The organism is Nostoc sp. JL34, assembly GCF_017114945.1.
Taxonomy (GTDB): Bacteria; Cyanobacteriota; Cyanobacteriia; order Cyanobacteriales; family Nostocaceae; genus Nostoc.
Window position 1 is genome coordinate 1 of the sequence record NZ_JABXKQ010000047.1, and the last position, 25,000, is coordinate 25,000.

The following is a 25,000-nucleotide window of genomic DNA, read 5'->3' on the forward strand; positions in this document are numbered from 1 at the left end:
CGGTTGATGGTTAAGAGGCTTGCTGCACCTTCTTAGATGTCAAATGGGTTCTATAGTAAAACCAAGTTCATCTCGGAGTATGTCTAATATTCTACGGGCGAAGGGAGAAAATTTCCCTTGCCCTGCACGACTTTCGGCTTCCTTCCGGTACTTGAGCTTTGGATCATCTTTAGAGGATTTTGCTAACAAAATCTTATGACCTTCCTCAACTGGAAAGAACTTCGGGGTCATTGCTGGTGCGGCTTCTTTTACCTTTGCACTGGTATATTCATGTAGTTCATCAACAGAAATCCAACCATCTCCATTTAAATCTGCTGTACCTTTTTCTAGCCCCTCTACCAAGTAACGCGTATATGTGGATAGTCCAGCGTTTTCATGCCCTGGATTTTCCGAGCCATCCGAGCCAAAAGAATACTCTATGACAGATGAAGAAGTAAGGATAGCTCGTCCCTTACCACCTAACTGTTCCTTCAGGTTCAAAGCGCCATCATCTTTAACAGTCATACCTTGGGCAATGGCACCACTAAAGCAGCAGTCTAAAATAATAACCTGTCTTTGGGATCTGCTTTCATTGATGCTCTCATGTAGAAACGTAGCGCCTACTGCTGAAGGCTTAACCAACTTGCCGTTCTCTTTACGAGTAGTACGGGTAGCTAAATAAAGCTTGCCACTCTCATCTTTGATGCCATGACCAGAGAAGTAAAGCAACAGCAGATCATCCTTTTTGCGATCGCTAAAAAGCGTATAGATTGCATCTTCCATTTCTTGCCGCTTCGGATTTTTCAGCACTGTGATGTCTGCCTCGGCAAAGTCTCCAATTTCCGAGTGTGCCAAAACGCGTTGCATAGCATCCACATCTTTCACTGAGCCAGGTAATGTATTTAGCCCTGGCTCATACTCACTGATCCCAATCAGCAATGCTACCTTTACCATGTTTTCCTATCTATGCCGATATAAAATCTTGTGCTGCTTTGATGGCGGCTTCTAGTTCTTCCCGACTGTGGGCTTTCACTGTCAGCTTCTTGCCGTTGGCTTCCACTGATAATTCAATCGGTTTACCACCGAGGCGATCGCCCAGAAATCCCACTAACTTTTTTGCATTGGCTGTATTTACCTCAGCCATTAACAAACCCACCAGAAACCCGCCTAATGCTTTGTTGCCTTCTGGTGGGTTGGGATCAAGAACACGACCAACTGCATCTAATTCGTCAATTTGCTTAAGTTCAGTAATTAGTCGTTGAACCTGCTCGTCTTTTTCTTCCGCGTCCAAGTCAGGGTCATTGAAGGCGATCGTAAATTTAATGCTATTTGCTGTCATGCTGTACTAATAAAAGTTTAGTTAGTTTTTTTTATAAAGACTGACAATTATATGTATTTATACCAGTAAAAACCTTATTCTCTAATGAACATAACGAACATTTGTATAAATCTTCATAGAAAACAAATTTGTCTTTTTGGATATAAGTATGACAAACAATACTAGAGAGTTTCGAGGAGTTGAGCAACCTAAAACAGATGTAAGCAACAAAATAAAAAGCCCACATCAGTGGGCTTTCTAAATCAATTAAGTTATTGCTTTACTTACCGTTTCGCCAACTTCTTCGACATCTTCCGCAGACGAATCGATTGGGGTGTAACTTCCACCAATTCATCGGGGCCAATGTATTCCAAAGCCCGTTCTAAACTCATGTCTATCGGTGCTTGCAGTTGCACTAGTTCATCGCCACCAGCCGCGCGGTGGTTGGTCAACTGCTTGGTTTTACAGATATTCAATTCCAAATCTTGGGAACGATTGTGTTCTCCCACAATCATGCCTCTGTAAACCTTTGTACCGGGAACAATAAAGAATGCTCCTCTATCTTCGGCATTTCTCATGGCGTAGAAGGTAGAAACGCCTTCTTCAAAGGAGATTAAAACGCCTTTGTTACGGGCTTCAATATCGCCACTAAGTTGACGGTAATCTAAGAAGCTGTGATTCATGATGCCTTCGCCACGAGTCATCCGCATGAATTCACCCCGGAAACCAATCAAACCACGGGCGGGAATGACAAACTCTAACTGGGTGCGATCGCCACTACCTGGTTGCATATCTTGCATTTCGCCTTTACGTTGTCCCAGGCGTTCAATACAGCTACCTACACCATCAGCAGGAATGTCTAACACCAAGAGTTCATAAGGTTCGCAAGGTTGGCCGTTGACTTCGCGGTAAATTACCTGTGGCTGAGATACTTGAAACTCGAACCCTTCCCGGCGCATGGTTTCAATTAAGATACCCAGGTGGAGTTCTCCACGACCGGAAACAAGGAATTTATCGGGAGAATCAGTTTCTTCGACACGCAAAGCCACGTTGGTTTCAAGTTCGCGGAATAGGCGATCGCGTATTTGACGGGAAGTCACCAACTTGCCTTCTTGACCAGCAAAGGGCGAATCATTCACCCAGAAGGCCATTTGCAACGTTGGTTCATCCACTTTAATTAGTGGTAAAGCTTGCGGTTCATTGGGATCAGTAATGGTTTCCCCAATATAAGCATCAGCGAAACCAGCCACCGCAACAATATAACCTGCGGTTGCTTCTTCCATGTCTATCCGCTTTAGTCCTTCAAAGCCCATCAACTTGGTAATTTTACCCTTGACAATGGTGCCATCTTCTGTGATTAAAGCTGCTTGTTGTCCTGAGCGGATCGTACCGTTGTGAATTCTGCCAATGACAATCCGTCCCAGATATTCTGAATAATCTAGGGTTGTGACTTGCAATTGCAGAGGCTTATTGCTGTCGCCTACTGGTGGTGGAACGTGTTGCAGAATCGCGTTAAACAGGGGTTGCATATCTACCGATTCTGCTTCCAAGCTTTCCTTGGCGAAACCTGCCATACCGGAAGCAAACAGATAGGTAAAATCACACTGGTCTTCATCTGCCCCTAATTCCAAGAACAGATCCAAAACTTTATCAACAGCAACGTGGGGGTCAGTTTGTCCACGATCAATTTTGTTGATAATAACAATGGGGCGCAGCCCTTTTTCCAAAGCTTTTTTCAGGACAAAGCGCGTTTGGGGCATGGGGCCTTCGTTGGCATCGACAATCAGAAGACATCCGTCAACCATGCCGAGTACGCGCTCAACTTCGCCACCAAAGTCAGCGTGTCCAGGAGTGTCAACAATATTAATTAGTGTTTCTTTGTAGCGAACGGCTGTATTTTTGGACAGGATAGTGATACCCCGTTCCCGTTCTAGGGCGTTGGAGTCCATAACGCAATCCGGAACGTCTTCGCCTTCGCGGAAAATGCCGGATTGTTTGAGGAGTGCGTCAACCAGCGTGGTTTTGCCGTGGTCAACGTGGGCGATAATGGCGACGTTGCGAATTGGGAGCGTCATAGAAACTTTTGGTGAACTCTAGAGGGGGTTTTAAGATTTACATTTGAATGCTAGGCTGTTTTAACAGAATTGGGTATGATTAGCGAAACTCTGTAAAGAACCTTTAACAATTCTAGCGTAATCGTCACAATTGCGGGAAGTTTTGTAAACCCCACAAAGAAGATGTGTGGTAATTACGGCATTGGGGGGACAAAAAAAGCTTCTGTTACAAACAAACGTTGCGTGAAGGGCGGTGTTGCTTTTGAGAATTGCGGTTGGTTCAGCCAGAGGAACTAGTACCGCAAAGCGGAATTAAAAATTAAAAATGAATACAGTATAAGGGTTTCGTTGATTTGGAATGGTTGGTTTATTTCCGCCGTGTTGTACTAGTATTTGAGATGCTTTGGTGAGAGGTGCGTAGGCGATCGCAATTTATTGCAAGTTTTTTAACTAAATTGCGGCAAAATCCAAAGTTGCTCGCATGAAAAATTAATCTCGGTTGAAACCACAGCCTAAACAACGCATACAAACGAAGAAAGTCGCTACAACTGAGATAATCTCAAATACCAATTGAAATGATAAGGGAGCTAGAGAAAATCCCCAAATTAGAGCAATTATCCCAGTTACCATCGCTGCAATCCGATGAATTTCGTCTTTACTTGTCCAAGCAAATAAAAAAATTCCTAAACCCAATAATAATAAGACTAAACTACTCATAAAGATATTTATTACTTAGAACTAAAAGTCAATCATTTAAAGCTACAATACTGATAAAAATTGTTATGTACAATTGATGTGACACTCTCTTTATCTATATTATCTGTACTAACAACCTCTGTACAGCTATGCGTTGACGCTGGATTCCAATATTTACTTCTATCTTGCTGGTTTGGATCTTCACTGCCGTAGTGATTATATCCCTTACCATTCATCAGGGGGCGATCGCAGATAGAATCATATCAAGTTAAGGTGATTACTTATAATAAAATTTATCAATGTAGGTTGGGTTGAACGGCAGTGAAACCCAACATGAACAAGGATCAAGCGTTGGGTTTTGTTCCTCAACCCAACCTACAGATGTTATAAGTATTTAACCGAACCTGATATCACTCCGAATTATATTTTTCCTGAAATTTTTGTTAGTTTATTACTAATTATTTTTGGTAAGAAAGAACGATCAAATTGCCAATGATCAATTGATATTTAATTTCCACTTCACCAAGGATTGCCAACCATTGTAAATCCAGCCCAATAATAAGGATGCGTAAGTGATTCATCAGCACTGTCAGCAGGTAAAGGCAAGTTCCCGACTACTCCCAAACCTTGCACTTGACCATTCTTGATGTAAATCTGCCCTTTGGCCATAGCTACCTGAGCCTGTCTGAGAGCTTCTGCCTTAATCGAAGCTGTCTTCAAATTCTCATAAAATTTCGTCATCAACGCTGCTGTACCAGCATCATTAACCGACCAAAGACTGGCAACACTAGTTTTCACACCTGCTAGCACCGCCAAACCCGCAAATCCCAGTTCGGATTCTTTATCGCCCAAGGCTGTTCTACAAGCACTCAGCACTAGCATTTCAACTTCGGGTTCATTCAAGCGCAACTGTCGTAATTGGTTCAAGCGTAACTTGTCTTCCCATAGTTGAATATAGGAATTACTCAAAGCACCGGTAGCAAAATCGGCGTGAGTTGCCATGTGAATAATCCCAAAAGGTTGTTGGCGGCGGATAGTTTTGAGATTTTCTAAGGTGGCTTGCTTGTCTAACAATAATTTGCCTTGCCAGAGTTTAGACACCAGTGTTGATAACTCAAGGGGAACTGCTGGTAAAGGCTCTTGTCCCTGAGTACTCTGAGAAACCCCCAATGCTAAAATTTGAGATTTTTTAATGTCTTTATAAAGGGTATTAGTCAAACTAAGACTAGGCATCAAACCAATACTGTATTTTTCTATTAGAAACCCCTTACCATCGTGAAGTGCTGCCATTGGGGTTGAACGTAACCCAATGTCTGGTAAAAAGACCAGATTGTTGATTCCTCTCGCCTGTAAATCTGCCTCAAGTGGTGCAATAATCCAGCGATAAAGTTGTTGAGATGAACGCAAATAACCAGTGCGGCGACGGTTTTGTGGACTAACGATTTGGTCACGAAATTCCTGAGCTACTTGGAGAACTTTGGCTCTAGTCGTTTCTGGGATACGCTTGCGGATAGGATCGCCTTTTCCAGTTACTACCACTAGTTCTAGTTGGTCGCTATCCTGCTCTGCTATGGTATTTAGCTGTTTAGTAAGTTTTTTAGCTTTGCCAAAATTTCCCTCTGGTAGAATCTCCACAGGGACAAAACTGGTGTAGATAAATGCAGGTTTTACACCAGTAGCTTCTTCAATTTGGCGAGCAATTTCTTTGGCATTATCCAGTGTTTTGATTCTAGGAGTTGGTATACCTAAATGGTCGGCAAAATCATCTGTGAAATTGCCTTCAGGAGTGGGATCGGTATTCAGAACGGGGTTATCAATCTGAGGATTATTGGGGCCAGGGTAAATCGGTTTACCTGGACTGCACTGGAATGTGCAGGGGTCAGGGGTAGGAGTAAAAGTCGGGGTAGGAATTGGGGTAGGAATCGTGGTAGGAGTCTGACTGACGTTGATTCCTATCTGTACAGGTGCAGAAGAGGAAACGCCATCATTTGCACTAATTACAAAGGCATTTAGTGACCCATTAGTATCTGCTGGCGGTGTGTACACCAAAGTATCGCCGCTAGATAAAGTAGTAACACCAGGGATGACGGGAAGGCCATTGATAGTCAGATTTCCGGTATTCACCGTATCAACCTGGATGGAGGTAATGTCATTATTAGCATCGAGAACCAGTGCAGCCAAACTAGAGAACGTTAAGGTTACAGGTTGATTTGTCTGGGTATTGGGTAGCGATGAGTTTGCTGTTAATGTCGGCGGGGTGTTGACAGAAGTAATAGTGATACCGATTGGAGTGCCGCTAGCATTTCCGCCATTAGGCAAGACTGGAAAGCTATTTGAAGCAATGATTGAATTATTCCCTGTAGTAATTGACCCTGCTGTGCCATTCACACTCGCATCACCGACGATAAATGGCACATTGTTTGGCCCACCATCGTGTTGAATTCTGACAGTACCTCCCGCAAGAGGTTGAACATTAGTACCTCCTTCACCAGTAAAAAATCCACCAGTTGCGATCGCTTCACCGATTCCGATTCCTTGAATCAGTCCGTTGGTTAGCACTTGCACATTGCCACCTTGAACAGTGTTTCCATCAACAAAATCGTCTGCTATAGATTGTGTGTTGATGTTGGTAAAACGAATATTGCTGCCAGCAGTATTGGTAGTCTGTAAAGTAACGTTGCCACCTGTAACATTTGCAGTACCATCGACTCCAATGGCGATCGCAGAGGCGTTAATAGCGTCATTAACGGCGATATTATCTCTAGCAGTTAAGTTGACTCCACCAGCCGCTCCAGTAAAATCGCCACCTCCGTTCTTGACTACAGATGAGTTTATTGCCCCTGTGGTAATACTGCCTGCGGTGGTTGTTGCAACTACATTGCCACCTGTACCTAAGCCACCAGCATCATTAGAAGAAGAATTTATGGTATCCGTGAGGATATTGCCTGCGGCAGTTAAAGTCACTGTTCCACCTGTGGCATTGCCAATCCCTCCACTATCACTAGTGTTGATCTGATTCAGGGTAATTCCACCATTGCTACTGATGACTTGAACATTACCCGCTGAGTAGCCTTGTCCAGTGGCAATAATGTTGCCTGCAATAATGTTGCCACTTGCAGATAAAGTTACATCCCCACTTCTAGTGAAATTAGGAGTTGTGTTTAGATTTCCTAGTGATAAACTAGCTCCAGAAATAGTGATTGCTCCTCCGGTTGTGGCGATTGTGTTGGTGGGATTAGCAAAGATTACAGAACCAGTTTGTGAAGTCAGGCTGAAGCTACCGCCATTACCCAAGTTTAATGTAGCGACACCAGGGGTAGTTACTCCAGCCGTAGCTCCAGTGATGTCATTGATGGTAATATTCCCTGTGGCTTGTAAGTTGATATTTGCACCCGAAGCTGCGATCGCACCCCATGAAACGGTGTTTGCCCCGTTATCTGGATCAGCAAACAGAATATTACCAGGTGTGCCATCAAATGTCCCTGTCCCACCATCGATAATGGTCAATGTGCTGGGGTCTAGCAATAAAGTGCCAAAGCTACCATTGGCGGCTGAAGTATCTACCAAACCGTTGAAGGTTAAGAAATTTTTGCCTGATACTTCTACAAAACCACCATTCCCGACATTTGCTCCCCCACGAGCCGAAATGTTACCAAAAAACTGAGTTGCACCGTTACCCCAAACAATCACACGTCCGCCGTTTCCATTCAAATTGCTATCGGCATTAATGACGGAGTTTGAGTCCACATAAGTCTGATCTGCGTTGGGTAAAGTCCCCTTACCTTGGTAATCACCGCCAATTAGCACAGTACCGCCGCCATTGGTTCCAGAGGCGTTAATATTGGCATCAACCACCGCAACTTTTTTACCCAAAGCAGTTACCGTACCGCCTGCTTGACTTGATACATCAACTTTGCCAGAAACAATCGTTGTCCCTGGAGTTGTGGGAATTGTGACTTTAGAGCCTGTTAGTTGCACAGTTCCATCAGGATTAGCAGTTAACCCCGTGTTCCCAACTGTGAGCAATTCTGGTAAGGATGCAATGGGGATTGTCCAGTTATTGGGTTGGTTGCTACTAGAGGCGAGGGGCTGAATTTCCAGACTCAACAGATTTCCTGGCTGACTAAGACGCACCCAATTTTCCCCTGGTACGGATGTGACAGAAATTTGCCCTCCCGGTGCCGAAAGTTGCCCCGTGTTGACCACAGTACCACCCAATAAATTCAAATTCTGTCCAGCACCTACTGCCAAATTTCCAGCATTTGCGATCGCTCCTGGCTGATTTGTACTAAAGGCAAATCCGTTGGGGTTTCCAACTAAACTGGCGTAGTCATTAACACCGATAGCGTTGAACCAACTGCTACCAAAACCAATGCCGTTGGCTGTTGTCGCCGTGAAAGCACCAGGCACATTTAAGCTGGCATTTGCTCCAAAAATAAATCCGCCTGGATTCATCAAGAAAAGGTTAGCATTGCCACCTGTTACCTGAATTAAGCCATTGATGATGGAAGGATTACCGCTTGTAATTCGACCAAGGATATTTTGTAGCGCCGGACTGGCTTGAAAGTTGGCAATTTGTTCTGGTTGAATGCCAAATTGTTGAAAGCTATGGAAAAGGTTAACACCATCCCTAGAAGTTGTACCGCCAGTGATATCAAGTCGATTGCCGTTGGGTGTAACAATTGTGTTTGTCCCATCGGCAGCAGGGACAATTTGTTGTGCTTGCACTAATCCCGCACTCATGCCTGTCACCAGAGGCACAATAGCTAACACTGAAGCGGCGATGCTGGACAGTAGAGATTTTTTGCGCCGCAATATGAAGCGACCTGTGGGCAATTCTACATCGATTTGTAACTTGTCTGCTAGTCCGCGCCGCCAAAGTGCTTGAGCGATCGCTTGCCTAGACCAGAGAATTTGTTCTTTTTTTCTAGTAACAGAGATGCTTTGGGAATGATTTCGATATAAGTAAAGGGGCTGTTTAACTTGACGCACCTGGGTTATTTCTGAAAGTCGGAGACACAGGTCGTAATCATAAGCACTACCAGCAAAGAACGTGTTGACACCTCCTATCCGGTCGTAAATCGAACGGCGCATCAGGCGGAAGTGGAAAGTCATGAAGTTTACCAACAGACCTTCTGGGGAGTAAGGAATGTCACAACGATGACCGTAGCCGAGAACTTTACCTTCTTGATCAATATTTAAGTAGTCGGTGTAAACAAATCCTGTTTCTGGGTAGCGGTTGAGGACTGTAGCGGTTTGGGCGAGGGCGGTTGGGGCTAGGATATCATCACTGTCTACGATCCCAATGTATGTGCCACTAGTTTGGCTGATCGCTGCCTTACAAGCCGCAGCAACTCCTTGATGGTGTGCTTGAACTATCCGCACTCGCCCATCTTGTTGAGCATAATTGTTGGCGATCGCCACCGATGTGTCTGTAGAGCCATCATCCCAAATTAGTAGCTCAAAGTCTTGCCATGTCTGCGCTAAGACGCTAGCGATCGCTTCTTGAAGGTAAGACTCCCGATTGTAATTGACGATGACAATGGAAATCAGTGGTGACATCGAAGTTTTCCCAAGTTTTCTACCTGTAACCACAATATAATGCTAGGGACTAGCACTTAGAAGAAATCGCTGTTAATTAGAGTTTTAGTTACAAATCTTTTGAAATTTGAATATCAAAAATATGATATTGAAATACTCATACAGCCATTGCATACTCAAAAATCAAAATCAGCCCAGTCGTTAAATAAGGCACTCCATTGAGGATAAATGAGAAAAGAAACAGAAACTGGTGTTCAGCCTAGAGCAACGACTCAGCAAAAAATTGTCTATTTCTCTCATCAGTTAGACACTTGGCGGAGTTTGGCAATTACTAAATGCAGTAAGAACAGTTTCAGCTTTCGGTATGGCTTGTTAATTCTGCCTGTGGTCTGGATTTTAACTGCAAATGGACTGAGAGCCACAGCTAATATTTTTATACCTGACTCGATTCAAAATAGCAGTCAATCAGAGTTACAAATAGTACAGGAAACACAACCTCCTCCGGCAACTAACCCGAACCCACAACCAAAAACACCACAACGCATTCGGGTTCGCAGAATCCAGGTTGTAGATAGCACAGTTTTTAATGAAAATGACTTTAATCCAGTAGTGAAACCGTTTGAAGAACGGGACTTAACTTTAGAAGAAATCAGACAAGCCGCAGACGCTATTACCCAACTTTACCTAAATAAAGGCTATATAAATTCCAGAGCGATTCCAGACACTCAACAATCTAGTATCGCTGATGGTGTTGTGGTAATTCGGGTGTTGGAAGGGCGTTTGACAGAGATTAACATCGAAGGAACGCGGCGATTAAACCCATCTTATATTCGTAGTCGCATCCAACTAGGTGCTGGTATTCCTCTGAATACTGGTAAGCTCGAAGAACAACTGAAATTGTTGCGACTCGATCCCTTATTTACTAATGTGGAAGCACGTCTGCGTCCAACGGGTAAAGTTGGTCAAAGTGTTCTCATTGTCAGAGTTGAAGAGGCAAACCCTTTAACTGGTAGCTTGGGTGTAGATAATTATTCCCCTCCCAGTATTGGTGCGGAAAGATTGGGTGTTGAATTGCGATCGCGCAATTTAACCGGCATGGGAGATGAGTTAGCAGGCTCCTATTACCATACACTCTCTGGTGGTTCCGATGCCTTTGATTTTAGCTATCAGGTTCCCGTGAACGCCATGAATGGCAAAGTGCAGATTAGAGCGGCATTTAATCGCAACGAAATTACCGAGCCACCCTTTGATGCGTTTGGCATTCGGGCTAACCAGGATCTTTATGAAATCAATTATCGTCAACCATTGATGCGATCGCCCAAAGAAGAATTTGCTCTATCCTTGGGATTTACCTATCAAGATGGTCAAACCTTCCTCTTTGATAACCTTGCAACTCCCTTTGGCATTGGGCCTGATGCTAATGGCGTTAGCCGCACCAGTGTAATTAAATTTGGTCAAGATTATATCAGGCGCGAACCTCAAGGAGCCTGGTTTTTGCGATCGCAATTTAATTTTGGCATTGATATATTAGATGCAACTATCAACAATGACCCCATACCCGATGGTCGCTTTTTCAGTTGGCTAGGTCAAGTCCAGCGTGTACAGCAACTCAGTAACGATCATTTATTGCTCATCCAAGCAGACTTACAGCTTACACCAGATAGCCTTTTACCTTCCCAGCAATTCGTGATTGGCGGTGGACAGTCTGTAAGGGGATATCGCCAAAATATCCGCTCTGGGGATAATGGATTTCGGGTAGCGATCGAAGATCGGTTCACAGTGCAGCGTAATGAATCTGGAATATCTACAATTCAACTTGCGCCATTTCTGGACATGGGAGCCGTCTGGAATCAGTCTAATAATCCCAATCAGCTACCCGATCAAACTTTTTTGGTGGGTGCAGGCTTAGGACTCTTGTGGAATCAGGCAATGGGAATTGATAATCTTTTTTTGCGGCTCGATTATGGATTTCCATTTATCGATCTGAGCGATCGCGGTAATAACGCCCAGGATGATGGCTTTTACTTTAGCCTTCGCTATCAACCCTAGTCAAGTCGCTTCTCTACGAGACGCTGCGCGAACGCTCCAATTAAAAATTATTAATTAAAAATTGCAATCAGTGGGGGCTTGTACCCCAAATTAATTAAAAAAGGTCAAGACTACTGAGTGCTGTTGGTGGATAGCTAGGGTTTAGTCCGTACTGAGATAAAAGATCCTCTCCGAGTCGGAGAGGGACGGGTTTTGCGTAGTAAAACCAGGGAGAGGTCTTTTGATTGGGTATATTAGTTCGTCAAATTCACGTTAGTTTAGAATATGACCCCTAATTTGAGGCGCATTGGATCAGGTTGAGTTTAATCAGCAAAATGGCATTTGACTTACTCATTTTGGTGTTTTCCGCAAACAAAATGGCATTTGACTTACTCAAAATACCATTTTGCTTTCTTATTTCAGTGTTTTCCACAGTTAATTACCTTTCCCCCTGCGTTAACCTAATCTTTTAGTAAAATATTCACTTCTTCTGGAATTTGACTTTTCTGGTGTGTATTTACACACAGATAAAATTTAAGTTTATAAATTTAACAAAGAATCACAGAGAGCAAACTTATGACAGAACCTAACTCCCAAGACAAAAACAGCTTTCTTTACCCACGTAGTCGGTATTATGGTAAATTCCAACCAGAGAACTTAGTGTTTAATGCCAACCTCCAAGAATTTTCCCAAAGAATTAGTTACATCACTTGCCTAGAAACAGGGGGAAAACTGTCTCAAGAAGAAGCTTACGAACAAATTAAAGCACTTTGGAAACAGTTAAAACATAGCAAAAAGCAACTAACTATTGGTGGAAATAAAGAAATTTAAATTAATGGGGCATTGGGCATTGGGCATTGGGCATTGGGCAAAACAGTTCCTCTTTTCCGAGTTCCGTTAGCAGATAGCTAGGGTTTAGCCCGTCCTGAGTAAATAAGTGAGATTCCCTACTCAATACTCAATACTCAATACTCAATACTCAGCACTCTTAAAGGGCATTGTTGTTCTTCTCCCGCTCCCTTACTTCCCTTTTTACACCAGTTAATTACCTTCTAGTAAAGTCCAGAAGTAGCCATCTGGTGCAATAAAGGAGAAACTTGTCTCGCCAAATTCATTACTAATAATATCTGTAACTTTTTGGGCAGTACTTGCTTTGATGCGATCGCAATACTCCTGTATTCCCTTAACTCTATAGGTATATAAAGACATACCTAAGCTACCTGGTTGGGCTGCATCAAAGCGCGATTCTAAATTAATAGATTCTGGGAATCGAATAATGTAAAGTCTACCACTGCGCGTAGCCATCAGGTCAGACTTAGAAGAACGGGGATCGTCAAAGGTAGTGACAATAAACTTTTCACCAGGGTTAAGGTCAAAAATATCTTTACCTGCTGGCGAAGATTCATAGCTAGTTTCGACATCATCCCGCACACGCAGCAAACCCAAAACTTCTTCATAAAACTTCAGGGTTTCTTTGCTGTCATCCTGAACGATAATCCCCATGTGCGTAAACTGACTAGCCTTGAGAGCGGCATTATGGTTAACTTGTCCGTAATGCGGTAGCGTATAGCCAAACCGTTGAAATAGAACCTGGCGAGCTAAGGGTTGCAGTAACAGCATTTCTCGCACACCAACTGCTGGCTCAATAAAAGGACGGCTTTTCCTATCTTTGTTGTAGATGACTTCCCAATAAGGGTTAGAGTACCTAATAGGCAAACCTGCGGCCTTTGCATTCTCTATATGATTTAAGATACCTAAGATATCCGCAGTTAAGCTTGTCGCCCAGCGATTTCCCTTAATTTTCATCGATGCTGTTCCCAAACCTTCATGGGTGGGGTTTTGCCAAACCATCAGCCGAATCAAACCATGATCTGCATTTTGGTGATAGAGGCGGATTGAGCGTAAAGACGAATTCACCCCATATAGTTGATTAGCTGAATCTGCGGTTAATTCACCCACTTCACCAATGTGATAGCCAAATTGTTCCCAATACTGAATTGCAGAAATTGGCTCTGGGATACCGATACACACTTCATAGATTCCTTCAATTGCCGTTTGTTGTTCGAGAGTCATACAAATTTTGGATTTTAGATTGGGTCAAAATAAATCAAAAATACAGAAGCTAACCAAAACTTTGAACAGTATATATATCATTTCCCGTATCGCCTACAAAAAGCAAGCTACTGTCGTCACTATCTAAATTTCGACTGCCAGCAATACCCTTTTGCAGAACTTTAATTATTCTTTGGGGAGTAAAAGATTCTATTTCTACAAAGTTTCCAGATTCTAACCATGTTAATTCTTCAGCAGATAAAGTTTGACGAACTTCTTCAGGCAATTGTTTAGCTGCTTGCGCTGACTCTGGAGAGGATTGAATAAACATTCCGCGCTTAGTAGCGATAATTTGACGTGGCGTTAGTCCGATATCAATAATCACAATCTCGCTATCGAGAAACCAACTAGCATTGGTTTTAAGACGATGAACTAAACCAATTCCTCGTGGATTGCAATCATGCACTGCATAGACTTTCAAATCGGGATTGCGGCGCAGCATTTGCATTGTGGTGTCAAAAATGCTTTGAGGATATCCAGTAATGCTGAGAATTGCACAGTTATTTTCAAAGTGAAAATTATTAGCTATTAATAGTTGAGCAATACTAGCACTATCACAAACGACTAATCTATCAAAACTATAAGCAGTCACATCAGGATTAACTGTGGCTGGTGTATTTTCCTGGTTTGGAGCAGGAAGAATTTTGAGAATTGAACCATTGATTTGCTGCCAACGTTCTAGCCAATCTTTAACCTGAGATTGTGAAACTAAAAAGTCTTGTGTTAATAATTGAATTCGCCCTAGCTGTCGAGTTCCTAAATATATGGGCAGCATTCCCATAATAACAATAATGGCAAAGAGGTTGAATGACTTTGAGATAAGACTTAGTGGAATTCCTATGGAAAGGATTATTCCTCCTATGATTTGTAAATTCCTCGCATTCTGTTTGCGACTTACAAGATTGAGGTTAGTTGATTTGCTACTTTGATAAAAGAAATTAATATACGCAAGATTTACTATTAGTGGCCCAATAATAAAAGCGAGTGTAAATAAATTAAAAAACACATAGAAAAATAACCAGCCAAATCGTGAAATAGACTTTGAGCTTTTTCTGAAACGATTATCTAGAAAATAAAGCAGTTGTTTGGGTGTAAAAAATAAGGTGTTATTTGCAGAAATGTCAGCGATCGCCTTTGCAAAAAAAGGATCAGTAATCTGAATATTACTCATACTAGTCGGTTCAAAGGCAAAGGGATGATTGCATTTTATACACCGACCTTGATTAGCTGTCCGGTCTTTTAGTTTATTGTCAGTTCCGCAGTTAATACACTTCATAATGGTTGTTTGATGTTAATTATCTAGCACCTGATTTGTTAATAAAACACTGTAGTCTTCCCGCCGACGAATCAAGCGATGTGTGCCATTTTCTAGCAAGACTTCCGCCGGTTTGGGGCGGTGTAAAAAGTGAGACGACATGGCATAACCATAAGCACCGACATCTAGAATGGCAACGATATCACCAATTTCTAAAACTGGTAGTTGGCAATTTTTCCCCAGATAATCTCGTGAATAGGTGGTGTTACCACAAATATCAGTTGTGAATAGGGAGTAGGGAATTGAGGATTTGTCTGCTTGCTTCCAAGTGACAATTTCTCGGTAGCCACCGTGTACTGATGGTACTGAAAGATTAGCAACGCTGGTATCAACTCCAACAAGCTGTTTTTCTCCTTGCCATTTCACAGAAACAACTTGAGCAAGCAAGGTGGCACATCCAGCGATCGCACTTCGTCCCGGTTCAATCACCAAATCAATTTTCTGTCCTAAACTAGTAATTCTCTCAGTTAACTCAGCCCCAAATATTTCCCAGTCAAAGGCTGTTTTGTTGTGATGATATGGGTAGCCAAAGCCACCACCAAAATCTAAATATTCCCAATCAGGTAACTGTTGTGCTATGGCGATGACTGTATCAATCACTTGGGTGAAAGCGGCTGTGGCATTAGTTCCCGTCCCTCGATAGAAGTGTAAACCACTCAGCTTTAGTCCCACCTCATTAGTTAAAGCGATCGCATCAGCAAATTCCTCTGGACGCACACCAATGCGACTATCTCCGGTAATTTCCGGCAAATTGAGGCGTAAACCCAACCGAATAGATTTCTCTCTGCGTCTGGGCAAAACTTCGCAGCACAACTGCAACTGAGCAAGGCTATCAAAATTGAGAGTTGTGACTCCCCAATTCAGGACTTGTAGCATCTCAGTCCGATTCAAATTACTGCCGCTATAAACAACCTCACTAGGATCAAAACCAGCTTGCAATCCCAGATAAATATCTCCTGGGGTATTGGCGTGAAGTCCCCACCCAAATGAGCGAAAAATTTTTAACAGCGCAATGTTGCCATTAGTAACGCTAGCAAAGCGAAATTGTGTGCGGGGATAGCTGACTGCTTTAGTAATCCGCTTAATAGTTTCGCCCAAGCGATCGCCATTATATACATAAAGCGGAGAACCGTAGTTATTCAGTAACTCCTGAGCAAGTTCCCTGGAGAATGGGGGATTAAGACGATTTTGAGTTAAATTATTTGATACCATTTACCAAAAATACTGATACAGTAAATTACGTTAGCGTAGTGGTAGCGAGTCCGCGTACTCTTTCAGAGAAGCAAGCTACGCTTTTAGCGTCTCGTAGAGAGCGTCATTATGAATTACGAATTATTTTGTAATTTCTCCATAGCCAACGATGTAACCAAAACGGATGATCCCAGGACTGTTTACTTAGTTCTTCATTTAAAACATGCGATCGCCAAAGTTGCCACATAATCAGTAACCAGAGTGTTTCACCAATCCGACGCCCTTGAATAGCTGCTCCCAGTTTGCCTTCAACGATTTGGGCCGCAATGTGAGGATAAAAGTGATTGTTGGTGCGAAGTATTTCTGGATTAAGCCAGATGCCTATCTGATGCCAAAAATCATTTAAACACCAAGAAGTTAAAGGAACCCCCATCCCCCGCTTTTGTCGCCAAACAATTTCGGACGGGAGCCAATTTTCTACAGCCCGTTTGAGGATATATTTTTCACAAGCTCCCTGTAAGCAGAGTTCTCCAGATAGACGGAATGTCCATTCTGCTAAAGGTAAGTCGCAAAAAGGCGATCGCACCCACAAACCATGAGCAAACCCCAATGCAGTTGCACGGGGATGGATATTCTGCGCTCCTTTGAGCATCAAACTGGCACGGCGGAGGCGATGCAACAAAGATGGACACTCATTGCGATCGAGAGCCGCCAACAGCCAATCTTCAGGATGCAAATTTTGGATCTGTGCATAGATATCTGGCTGATAAACTTGAGATTCGTATCCCCCAAGACGGTGAAAAGTGCGGAGATATTGCTGAATAAAAGTTTCCTGTCCGGTGGGATTTTCTCCCTGATAAACACCTGCGGCAATTAAAGGTTTGTTTGTCCAACCGGCAAACAATTGATCTCCACCTTCGCCGTTAAAAATTACCTGGGTTTCCTGACTCGCCCTTTGAGATAGGAGATACAACGGCACACACACCCCATCTCCAAAGGGCAAATCCAATGCTTGCACAGTAGGAATTAGGGCATTCTTGATTGAACTTGGGGTTACTGCAACTTTAACAAGCGGAATTTTAAGAAACTGGGCAACTTGTTCAGCATAAGGATATTCTGGAATCCCTACGTCACCAAAATCTAGAGTGTAGGCGCGGACTTTCACCCCTGCTTGCACCAGCAACGCCGCTACTACTGAAGAATCGAGTCCGCCAGAGAGAAACACCCCAACAGGCTCATCCTTTAAATCGGTAATCTGTCGCTCAATGGAGTCTTTCAGGAGAGTTCGCAATTCGGTAATTGCTGTAGCTTCATCTGTTAACTGTTCTGGCGCTTCCCGCCACGAGTGAATATTTTTAGATTCAGGTGTTTGCAGAATCCCTGATTGACAATCACTCTGCCAAACTAATTCAGTCCCCGCTGGAACTGCAAACACTTGATTAATAGGGGTTAAGGGTGTTGGAACGTAGGAAAAACAGCTATAGCCGTATAAGCCAGAAATGCTAACTTCTGACTGTTGCAAAATCGGTAAGAGTAGTTGCAGTTGGGATGCAAACCAGATCACTTGTCCTTGCTGAGTCCAATACAAAGGCAGCTTTCCGAAAGGTTCTCTTCCCAAAATTAGGCAGTTGTTTTCCTCGATCTTTACCCAAGCATCGGGTGAAGCGAATAATCCTGATGCGGAGATAGCAGCAATTTGATTTTGTTGCAGTGGGGAATTTCCATCAAGTCCTATATAAACAACATTCCAGATTTTCAGACCTAACCCCCTAACCCCCTTCCCTGCAAGGGAAGGGGGAAAATTCAAAGCCTCTCCCCTACAAGGGGAGAGGTTTGGAGAGAGGTTTTCCACGACATTAGTTAACAGCGCTTCCAACTCGTGTTGAGCGCCGTAACCCCAATAGCCAAGAAAGTGATGCGGGATGTTGCCCATCTGGACTATTTAACTTCAAAGGTTTCATCACTAATCTGCCGACCTTCCAGGAACATCTGCACTTTCCAATTGCCAACAGTTGCAGTCGGATTAATAATGTAGCGACACTGGGTATCCCAGACAGACGTATTAATTTCGCGAGTTTGATATTTGTTTTGCTTGACAATTTCACCACTTGGGTCAATCCAATTACAGAAGAGAGCCAGCTTTTTACCCAAGGGTGCATCCTTCAGGGTGACACGGTATAACACTTCTGGATTGGTTTGGCGGGAAATTGTCTTCAAGTTGCCGCTACTATTTTGTACCAAGGTGATGCCATCTTGTTGAGCAGAAACACGGGAAAGTACAGAATTTTGCTGCTGCATCAAAAATATTGTAGATGCGATCGCCACCACCACAACTGCCACCACTCCAGAGGTAATCCATCGATTCCTCCGTTGTTGTACTTCCAATGCTTGGCGGCGATTTAACTGAATCAGCGCTTCATCTAGTAACTCTGGCGGTAAATTCAACTCTTGTAAAATTTCTCTAACTTGCTGTTGGTCTAGTTCCGCTTCCCGACGCACTTGCAAACCTTCTACTTCTGTGACTATTTGTGATAATTGCTCTTGAGTCAGTCGCTGCGTCATAGCTTAACTCCTGTTAAAAAAAACTTGATGGCGATCGTTGATTACGTGCAATCAGAAGAACTCTATATTAGAAATCTCACTTTTGTAGGTACATCATAAGCTACAAAGCAAAGTTGTTGTTTTTCGGATTCGTAAACGGATAATTGAACCGTGGTTGATTAGAGTCTAAAACCTCTTTCCATAAGCATCTGAAGTTCGACATTCTCAACATTAGCGATCGCTTCTAACTGAGAAATCCCAGCGATCGCATCAGCAATATTACCTGATGTAGCACGTAACCAAGCGGCATGAGGCGCATAGTCAAGGTTTTGTGCTACTTCGTAACCTGCTCGATTAATTACCTGACGCTGCGACTCCACATCAACGCCTTCAGCAAAGCGGATGAAAACCAGTCCAGTCGGTATTGCTAGGGAACCATTGGGTTGCACTGTGTAAATTGGACTTAGTGTAACCTGCTCTGATTGATTGGGTTCGCCGGGAAAAACTGCGATTGCACCGTCGTTAAGTTGTAAAATTGCTCCTGGGGGCACAGTGCTGGGTTGATTGTAATGTATTGCATAGTACCCAGACTTCCGTGTGTAAGATACCGCAGTGCGTTGGCGTGGACTGCCGTCGGCATCACCACCAACGCGAATTTGTTGGGGATACTCAGAAAAATAGTCTTTTTCAAATCTCACTTCAGCAATCAGGGGTAAAGAATACACCTGTAGAAAATACTCAGCCGGAAAATAAAACATCTTTCTCAAGTTCTAATGATGTTATAGCGTTTTTCAGTGGTATGGAATACATTTTTTTCATCGGGATGCCCAGTTATACATCCCTACTGATAGTGAAGATTAGTAAAGCAACCTGACTTGAAATCCCCTCTTTTCTGGAAAGACGAATGGAAGGCTTATATGAACTAAGAAAGATAAAATTCTGTTTAAGCAAGTCGGCACAATAAAACCAAACTGTGTAAAAAAAAGTAAATAAGGCTCAAACTCTTTTTCCCCCTGCTCCCTGCTCCCTGCCCTCTGCTCCCTGCCTTATCCCAACAATAATTATTTACGCCTACCTACTTAAGCTGTATATTTTTAATGCCGTAATACACATATAGCACATGAAATCCGAAGTATCTATAAACTAAACGTAAGTGCAAAACGGATACTGCGGGAACACAACGCATGATGCGGTTTTACCCATGCCCAATTTTCAAGACATTTAATAGGAGATTAAACTATGGTTCAGGTTCGCTATGGTGGACAGAACGGTAAACAGTATGAATTGGCTATCAGTAACGAACACGTTGTAGTTCGTACCGAAAGCCGTAGCACTCTGGTTGGTGCAAGATCCTTTGAAGTCGCATCTGTGTCACCCGCAGCGCGTACTATCCTCAATCAATTTGAGTTAACAACGCGGTTTCGACAAGCGGGTGTAGAAATTCTGCAAGCGAAAGTTCCGAATCAGGGTGTCGCTTTGCGCGATCGCGCCCGTGCAATTCTCAACAATGAGTCTGAAGTCCAATTTGCCGGACGTGTTCTCATCGATCCAGTATCCCAACAACCTGTTATCTACACCGAAAACCTCTTTGTTAAATTCGATAATGAAGAAGAGTCGAGAGTCTGCCAAGAGGTTTTAAGACGTTACAACTTAACAATTAAACGTCAACTTGAATATGCACGAAATGCTTACTTTGTGAGTGCTACTGCAAATACTGGTATAGCCGTCTTTGACATTGCCGAGAGACTTCTGAATGAGGAATCAGTAGAACTGTGCCATCCTGAACTAGCGCGTGAATTACGCCAACGTCAGGTTTTCTCGCAGCAGTGGCACTTAAAGCAAACAACAATTAATGGTAAGGTAATTAACGCCCATGCCAACGTTGAAGCAGCTTGGAAGTTGAGCAATGGCACTGGGACAATTATTGCAATTATCGACGACGGTGTGGATCTAGATCATGAAGAGTTCCGTTCCTCTGGCAAGATTGTTGCCCCGCGAGATGTCACACGTAAAACTAACAATCCCAGACCGGGAAACGACGATAACCACGGCACAGCCTGTGCAGGAGTAGCTTGTGCCAACGGCAACTTTGGTGCATCTGGTGTAGCACCGGGTGCAAAACTCATGCCGATTCGTTTAGCTTCGGCGCTGGGGTCACAAGATGAAGCAGATGCTTTTATTTGGGCGGCTCAAAATGGTGCTGATGTCATTTCTTGTAGCTGGGGCCCAGCAGACGGTACTTGGTTTGAGCCAGACGACCCTGCACACAAGCAAAAAGTACCTCTGCCTGATTCCACACGACTTGCTATGGACTTTGCAATCAATAAAGGACGCAACGGCAAGGGGTGTGTAATTTTATTCGCGGCTGGCAATGGTAACGAAAGCGTGGATAATGACGGCTACGCCAGCTACCAAAAGGTAATTGCAGTAGCAGCTTGTAATGACTACGGCACGAGAAGCGCTTACAGTGACTTTGGTCAGGCGGTTTGGTGTGCCTTTCCTAGCAACAATGGCGATAGTTCTCAAACCACTGGAATTTGGACAACCGATCGCTCTGGTGTACTTGGCTATAATTCGGTTAATCGGAATCTGGGTGACGCTGGAGGTAACTACACGAACGAATTCGGCGGAACTTCTAGTTCCTGTCCAGGTGCAGCAGGTGTAGCAGCCCTGATTCTTGCCAGAAACCCAAATCTGCGTTGGGACGAAGTGCGAGATATTATTAAACGTTCCAGCGATCGCATTGATTCAGCTGGAGGTAAATATGATGCCAATGGTCGCAGCCCCTTCTACGGTTACGGTCGAATCAATGCTCTCAAAGCTGTAGAATTGGCCAAGCCTGCTCAAACATCGCCAATTAGCATATTTAAAGCAGTCCAAGATATCCCAATTAACGACTTGCAAACATCAACATTGTCGTTAGCGATCGCTAATACCACTCTCCTAAAATCCATCAAAGTTAATGTAGATATCGAGCATACTTATATTGGGGATTTGATAGTTACTCTCCTTCCCCCAGTGCAAACAGGCATACTTCCCATAAATCTGCACGATCGCCAGGGCGGAGCTACAGATAATATTAAAACAACTTATGACGAGGTAAACACCCCTAAACTTGCTGCCTTTAAAGGTAAAAGTCCCCAAGGAACTTGGACTCTGGAAGTTGCAGATAAAGCAGAAGGAGATACAGGAAAGATTCGCACCTTGACCATTGAAATTGGATTTTAAGCCAATCCCCTTTTAAAATCCATACAGTTCAGAATGAGTAACAAAACCCTCATGTAGAGACGCGATTTATCGCGTCTTGAAAGAGCAATCATCTACACCAATAACCCTTAACCCAAGCGTATTGTCTCGAAATGCTTCTTATTATTATGTCCGCCAAATCACCTATAATAAACAGTTTGTAGTGGGGACTTCAGTTCCCAAAGCCAGGACTAAAGTCCTTACTACGAACATTTTTATTCAGCTTGATTAAACGGACATGATACCATTGCGCTACCGCCGCAGGTAAGGCCACAGATTCCCATTCCCAGTTAGAAACTGGGAACAAGGGAAAATTTAGCGTCTCTACAACAAGAGGTTCATCTGTTAACTTTGAGTCACAGCCTCTTTGGCCAAGAACTTCTCTAATTCTGTCAGCGCATCAGCATCAACCTTAGTTTGCATTGGGCAGAACTTAGGCCCACACATCGAACAAAACTCAGCAGTTTTATAGATATCTGCTGGCAAAGTTTCATCGTGATATTCCTTAGCTCTTTCTGGGTCGAGTGATAATTCAAACTGACGGTTCCAATCGAAGTTGTAACGCGCCTTGGAAAGTTCATCATCTCTATCCCTTGCACCAGGGCGATGTCTAGCAATATCAGCCGCATGAGCCGCTATTTTATAGGCAATCAAACCATTCCGTACATCTTCGGCATTTGGTAGACCCAAATGTTCTTTAGGTGTGACATAGCACAGCATTGCAGTTCCGTACCATCCAGCCATCGCGGCCCCAATCGCTGAAGTGATGTGGTCATAACCGGGAGCAATGTCTGTCACCAATGGCCCCAAAACATAGAAAGGTGCTTCAGAACACTCTTCCATCTGCTTACGGACGTTGAACTCAATTTGATCCATTGGTACATGTCCAGGCCCTTCCACCATCACCTGGACATCATCTTCCCAGGCTTTGCGAGTTAGCTGTCCCAAGGTTTTCAATTCAGCTAATTGTGCTTCATCTGAGGCATCATGGGTGCAGCCGGGACGCAGGGAATCTCCTAAACTGAAGGAGACATCGTACCTTTTGAAAATCTCAATAATGTCTTGGAAGTGGGTATAAAGCGGGTTTTGTTTGTGGTGATGTAGCATCCACCGCGCCAAAATCCCGCCGCCGCGAGAGACAATACCAGTGATCCGGTTTCTCACCAAGGGCAAATGCTCAATCAAAATCCCAGCGTGGATAGTTTGATAGTCTACTCCTTGCTGGGCGTGCTTTTCGATGATATGGAGGAAATCATCAGCAGTCAGATTCTCGATTGTGCCGTGGACGCTTTCTAAAGCTTGATATACTGGCACCGTACCAATGGGAACAGGTGAAGCTTTAATAATAGCGGTGCGGATTTCATCCAAATTACCGCCACCTGTGGACAAATCCATCACGGTATCAGCACCATACTTCACCGCCAGGTTTAGCTTATCAACTTCTTCCTGAAGATTAGAAGAGTTGGGAGAAGCGCCGATATTAGCATTTACCTTACATTTGGAGGCGATGCCAATAGCCATCGGCTCTAGGTTAGTGTGATTAATATTAGCAGGGATAATCATTCGTCCCCGCGCTACTTCCTCACGAATGAGATCGGCCGGGAGATTTTCCCGCTGGGCGACGTAGTGCATTTCTTCGGTGATAACACCTTGGCGGGCGTAGTGCATTTGAGATACATTACCCTGCCCACGTCGTTTAGCAACCCATTCAGTCCGCATATTGTAATTCCTCAATAAACAGCTTCCCTCCGCTGGTATTACCCAGACTCAGGTGTTAAGGGTGTGATCTCAGCCTGGTTATGTAGGCACCCCTAGCATGGATGTAGTGTATCACTTTGCTTATATCTGGGGGCAAGGGTGTTAACAATTTATGAGGTGAGGGTGGTGTTAAGCCGTTTTTCGGAGTCTGGCGATCGCTAAAATTTATGGCTATTGGCGTACAAACATCTTGTGGTTTAGTGCTAAAGGTTTAGGCGTGAATTTCATTTGCACAAGGACGACCCTGTTCAACATCGGTAATGTTAGCAAAAGTTGTTTCTGCAATATTGTAGAGAGCTTCTGCTGTAAAAAACGCTTGATGTCCGGTAATGAGTACATTGGGGAACGTTGTCAAACGCTGGAAAATATCATCTTGAATAATTTCTCCTGACAAATCCTCAAAGAACAATTCCGATTCTTGTTCGTAGACATCTACAGCAAGATAGCCAATTTTCCCAGACTTCAATCCCTCAATCACTGCTTGGGTATCAATCAGCGCTCCTCGGCTAGTATTAATTAGCATCACACCTGGCTTAATCTTTTCTATAGCCTCAGTGTTAATTAAGTGATGTGTTTCGGGAGTTAGAGGGCAATGCAGGGAGATAATATCGGAGTTAGCAAATAGCTCAGGTAGTTCTACATACTTTCCACCTAGCGCTTCCAATTCTGGATTGCGATAAACGTCATAGGCGAGTAGGTGACAGCCAAACCCCTTCATAATCTGTCCTAAAATCAGACCGATTTTGCCGGTACCAACAATCCCCACTGTGCGCTCATGCAAATTAAATCCCAACAGTCCATCTAAAGAAAAATTGCCTTCTCGGACACGGTTATAGGCACGATGAATTTTGCGATTTAGGCTTAAAATCAATCCTACAGCGTGTTCTGCCACCCCATAAGGTGAATAGGCGGGAACACGCACAACGGTAATGCCTAAATCTGCTGCGGCTTGTAAGTCTACATTGTTAAACCCTGCACAGCGGAGAACAACTAGACGAGTTCCCCGTGAGGCGAGAAGCTCTAAAGTTGGGGCATCAACCTGGTCATGCACAAATACGCAAACCGCCGGAAATTCGGCAGCCAGGATAGCTGTATCCCGATTTAAACGGGGTTCAAAAAACACTAACTCGTGTTGGGTGGGAGAATTGGCTGCTGACAAAAACTGCCGATCGTAGGCTTTTGTACTGAAAACTGCTACTTTCATGCAAAACCTCAGACTTT

The 25,000-nt window shown here is 43.6% G+C and carries 17 protein-coding genes and 1 riboswitch; of the genes, 3 read left to right on the forward strand and 14 right to left on the reverse strand.

Annotated elements, in window-relative coordinates; genetic code table 11:
• Positions 1-39: 39 nt before the first annotated feature.
• From HWQ44_RS09600 to HWQ44_RS09620, 5 genes are all read right to left on the reverse strand, one after another.
• Positions 40-933 carry a caspase family protein gene (locus HWQ44_RS09600; protein WP_292717928.1) on the reverse strand — a complete coding sequence of 298 codons (894 nt, stop codon included), beginning with the start codon at positions 931-933 and terminating at the stop codon, positions 40-42.
• Positions 934-943: 10 nt separating this feature from the next.
• Entirely contained in the window at positions 944-1,318 is a 375-nt protein-coding gene (locus HWQ44_RS09605) for a hypothetical protein (protein WP_292717930.1), read from the reverse strand.
• 263 nt (positions 1,319-1,581) lie between these two features.
• The gene (gene typA, locus HWQ44_RS09610) at positions 1,582-3,372 is read right to left on the reverse strand and encodes a translational GTPase TypA (protein ID WP_292717932.1); all 1,791 of its coding nucleotides are present in this window, start codon (positions 3,370-3,372) and stop codon (positions 1,582-1,584) included.
• A 468-nt stretch (positions 3,373-3,840) separates the two neighbouring features.
• Positions 3,841-4,068: a hypothetical protein gene (locus HWQ44_RS09615; RefSeq protein WP_292717934.1), complete on the reverse strand. Its 228-nt coding sequence runs from the start codon at positions 4,066-4,068 to the stop codon at positions 3,841-3,843.
• Between the two features lie 498 nt (positions 4,069-4,566).
• A complete protein-coding gene (locus HWQ44_RS09620) occupies positions 4,567-9,609 on the reverse strand; it encodes a CHAT domain-containing protein (RefSeq protein WP_292717936.1) in 5,043 nt (1,680 codons plus the stop codon).
• A 207-nt stretch (positions 9,610-9,816) separates the two neighbouring features.
• Between HWQ44_RS09620 and HWQ44_RS09625 the strand changes: the two genes are divergently transcribed.
• Positions 9,817-11,637 carry a ShlB/FhaC/HecB family hemolysin secretion/activation protein gene (locus tag HWQ44_RS09625; protein ID WP_292717938.1) on the forward strand — a complete coding sequence of 607 codons (1,821 nt, stop codon included), beginning with the start codon at positions 9,817-9,819 and terminating at the stop codon, positions 11,635-11,637.
• A gap of 271 nt (positions 11,638-11,908) precedes the next feature.
• Here the strand turns inward: HWQ44_RS09625 and HWQ44_RS09630 are convergent, their stop codons facing one another.
• Positions 11,909-12,049: a hypothetical protein gene (locus HWQ44_RS09630; RefSeq protein ID WP_292717940.1), complete on the reverse strand. Its 141-nt coding sequence runs from the start codon at positions 12,047-12,049 to the stop codon at positions 11,909-11,911.
• Positions 12,050-12,192: 143 nt separating this feature from the next.
• Here HWQ44_RS09630 and HWQ44_RS09635 point away from each other — a divergent pair, with 143 nt between their 5' ends.
• Positions 12,193-12,447, forward strand: a complete 255-nt coding sequence (locus HWQ44_RS09635) for a hypothetical protein (protein ID WP_292717942.1) — start codon at positions 12,193-12,195, stop codon at positions 12,445-12,447.
• Between the two features lie 210 nt (positions 12,448-12,657).
• On the opposite strand, the gene HWQ44_RS09640 is transcribed toward HWQ44_RS09635, so the two are convergent.
• From HWQ44_RS09640 to HWQ44_RS09665, 6 genes are all read right to left on the reverse strand, one after another.
• The gene (locus HWQ44_RS09640; protein ID WP_292717944.1) at positions 12,658-13,689 is read right to left on the reverse strand and encodes a VOC family protein; all 1,032 of its coding nucleotides are present in this window, start codon (positions 13,687-13,689) and stop codon (positions 12,658-12,660) included.
• Between the two features lie 49 nt (positions 13,690-13,738).
• Complete coding sequence (locus HWQ44_RS09645; protein ID WP_292717945.1) at positions 13,739-15,004, reverse strand: hypothetical protein; 1,266 nt, start codon at positions 15,002-15,004, stop codon at positions 13,739-13,741.
• A 15-nt stretch (positions 15,005-15,019) separates the two neighbouring features.
• Positions 15,020-16,255, reverse strand: a complete 1,236-nt coding sequence (locus tag HWQ44_RS09650; RefSeq protein WP_292717947.1) for a decarboxylase — start codon at positions 16,253-16,255, stop codon at positions 15,020-15,022.
• 106 nt (positions 16,256-16,361) lie between these two features.
• Positions 16,362-18,167 (reverse strand): asparagine synthetase B, encoded by a 1,806-nt coding sequence (locus tag HWQ44_RS09655; protein ID WP_292717949.1) that lies wholly within the window; start codon positions 18,165-18,167, stop codon positions 16,362-16,364.
• Positions 18,168-18,172: 5 nt separating this feature from the next.
• Positions 18,173-18,796: a DUF3859 domain-containing protein gene (locus tag HWQ44_RS09660; RefSeq protein WP_292717951.1), complete on the reverse strand. Its 624-nt coding sequence runs from the start codon at positions 18,794-18,796 to the stop codon at positions 18,173-18,175.
• Between the two features lie 158 nt (positions 18,797-18,954).
• On the reverse strand, positions 18,955-19,533 hold the full coding sequence (locus tag HWQ44_RS09665) for a hypothetical protein (protein WP_292717953.1): 579 nt from the start codon (positions 19,531-19,533) through the stop codon (positions 18,955-18,957).
• 481 nt (positions 19,534-20,014) lie between these two features.
• Between HWQ44_RS09665 and HWQ44_RS09670 the strand changes: the two genes are divergently transcribed.
• Complete coding sequence (locus HWQ44_RS09670) at positions 20,015-22,003, forward strand: S8 family serine peptidase (RefSeq protein ID WP_292717955.1); 1,989 nt, start codon at positions 20,015-20,017, stop codon at positions 22,001-22,003.
• 363 nt (positions 22,004-22,366) lie between these two features.
• Here the strand turns inward: HWQ44_RS09670 and thiC are convergent, their stop codons facing one another.
• Both thiC and HWQ44_RS09680 read right to left on the reverse strand, forming a co-directional pair.
• Complete coding sequence (gene thiC, locus HWQ44_RS09675) at positions 22,367-23,740, reverse strand: phosphomethylpyrimidine synthase (protein WP_292717957.1); 1,374 nt, start codon at positions 23,738-23,740, stop codon at positions 22,367-22,369.
• Between the two features lie 7 nt (positions 23,741-23,747).
• Positions 23,748-23,844: riboswitch (TPP riboswitch) on the reverse strand.
• A gap of 146 nt (positions 23,845-23,990) precedes the next feature.
• The gene (locus tag HWQ44_RS09680) at positions 23,991-24,983 is read right to left on the reverse strand and encodes a 2-hydroxyacid dehydrogenase (protein WP_292717959.1); all 993 of its coding nucleotides are present in this window, start codon (positions 24,981-24,983) and stop codon (positions 23,991-23,993) included.
• Positions 24,984-25,000: the final 17 nt, after the last annotated feature.

Coding starts and splice junctions, on each gene's coding strand:
- HWQ44_RS09600 (WP_292717928.1), bottom strand. CDS start 933: ATGGTAAAGGTAGCATTGCTGATTGGGATCAGTGAGTATGAGCCAGGG.
- HWQ44_RS09605 (WP_292717930.1), bottom strand. CDS start 1,318: ATGACAGCAAATAGCATTAAATTTACGATCGCCTTCAATGACCCTGAC.
- typA (WP_292717932.1), bottom strand. CDS start 3,372: ATGACGCTCCCAATTCGCAACGTCGCCATTATCGCCCACGTTGACCAC.
- HWQ44_RS09615 (WP_292717934.1), bottom strand. CDS start 4,068: ATGAGTAGTTTAGTCTTATTATTATTGGGTTTAGGAATTTTTTTATTT.
- HWQ44_RS09620 (WP_292717936.1), bottom strand. CDS start 9,609: ATGTCACCACTGATTTCCATTGTCATCGTCAATTACAATCGGGAGTCT.
- HWQ44_RS09625 (WP_292717938.1), top strand. CDS start 9,817: ATGAGAAAAGAAACAGAAACTGGTGTTCAGCCTAGAGCAACGACTCAG.
- HWQ44_RS09635 (WP_292717942.1), top strand. CDS start 12,193: ATGACAGAACCTAACTCCCAAGACAAAAACAGCTTTCTTTACCCACGT.
- HWQ44_RS09640 (WP_292717944.1), bottom strand. CDS start 13,689: ATGACTCTCGAACAACAAACGGCAATTGAAGGAATCTATGAAGTGTGT.
- HWQ44_RS09645 (WP_292717945.1), bottom strand. CDS start 15,004: ATGAAGTGTATTAACTGCGGAACTGACAATAAACTAAAAGACCGGACA.
- HWQ44_RS09650 (WP_292717947.1), bottom strand. CDS start 16,255: ATGGTATCAAATAATTTAACTCAAAATCGTCTTAATCCCCCATTCTCC.
- HWQ44_RS09655 (WP_292717949.1), bottom strand. CDS start 18,167: ATGGGCAACATCCCGCATCACTTTCTTGGCTATTGGGGTTACGGCGCT.
- HWQ44_RS09660 (WP_292717951.1), bottom strand. CDS start 18,796: ATGACGCAGCGACTGACTCAAGAGCAATTATCACAAATAGTCACAGAA.
- HWQ44_RS09665 (WP_292717953.1), bottom strand. CDS start 19,533: ATGTTTTATTTTCCGGCTGAGTATTTTCTACAGGTGTATTCTTTACCC.
- HWQ44_RS09670 (WP_292717955.1), top strand. CDS start 20,015: ATGGTTCAGGTTCGCTATGGTGGACAGAACGGTAAACAGTATGAATTG.
- thiC (WP_292717957.1), bottom strand. CDS start 23,740: ATGCGGACTGAATGGGTTGCTAAACGACGTGGGCAGGGTAATGTATCT.
- HWQ44_RS09680 (WP_292717959.1), bottom strand. CDS start 24,983: ATGAAAGTAGCAGTTTTCAGTACAAAAGCCTACGATCGGCAGTTTTTG.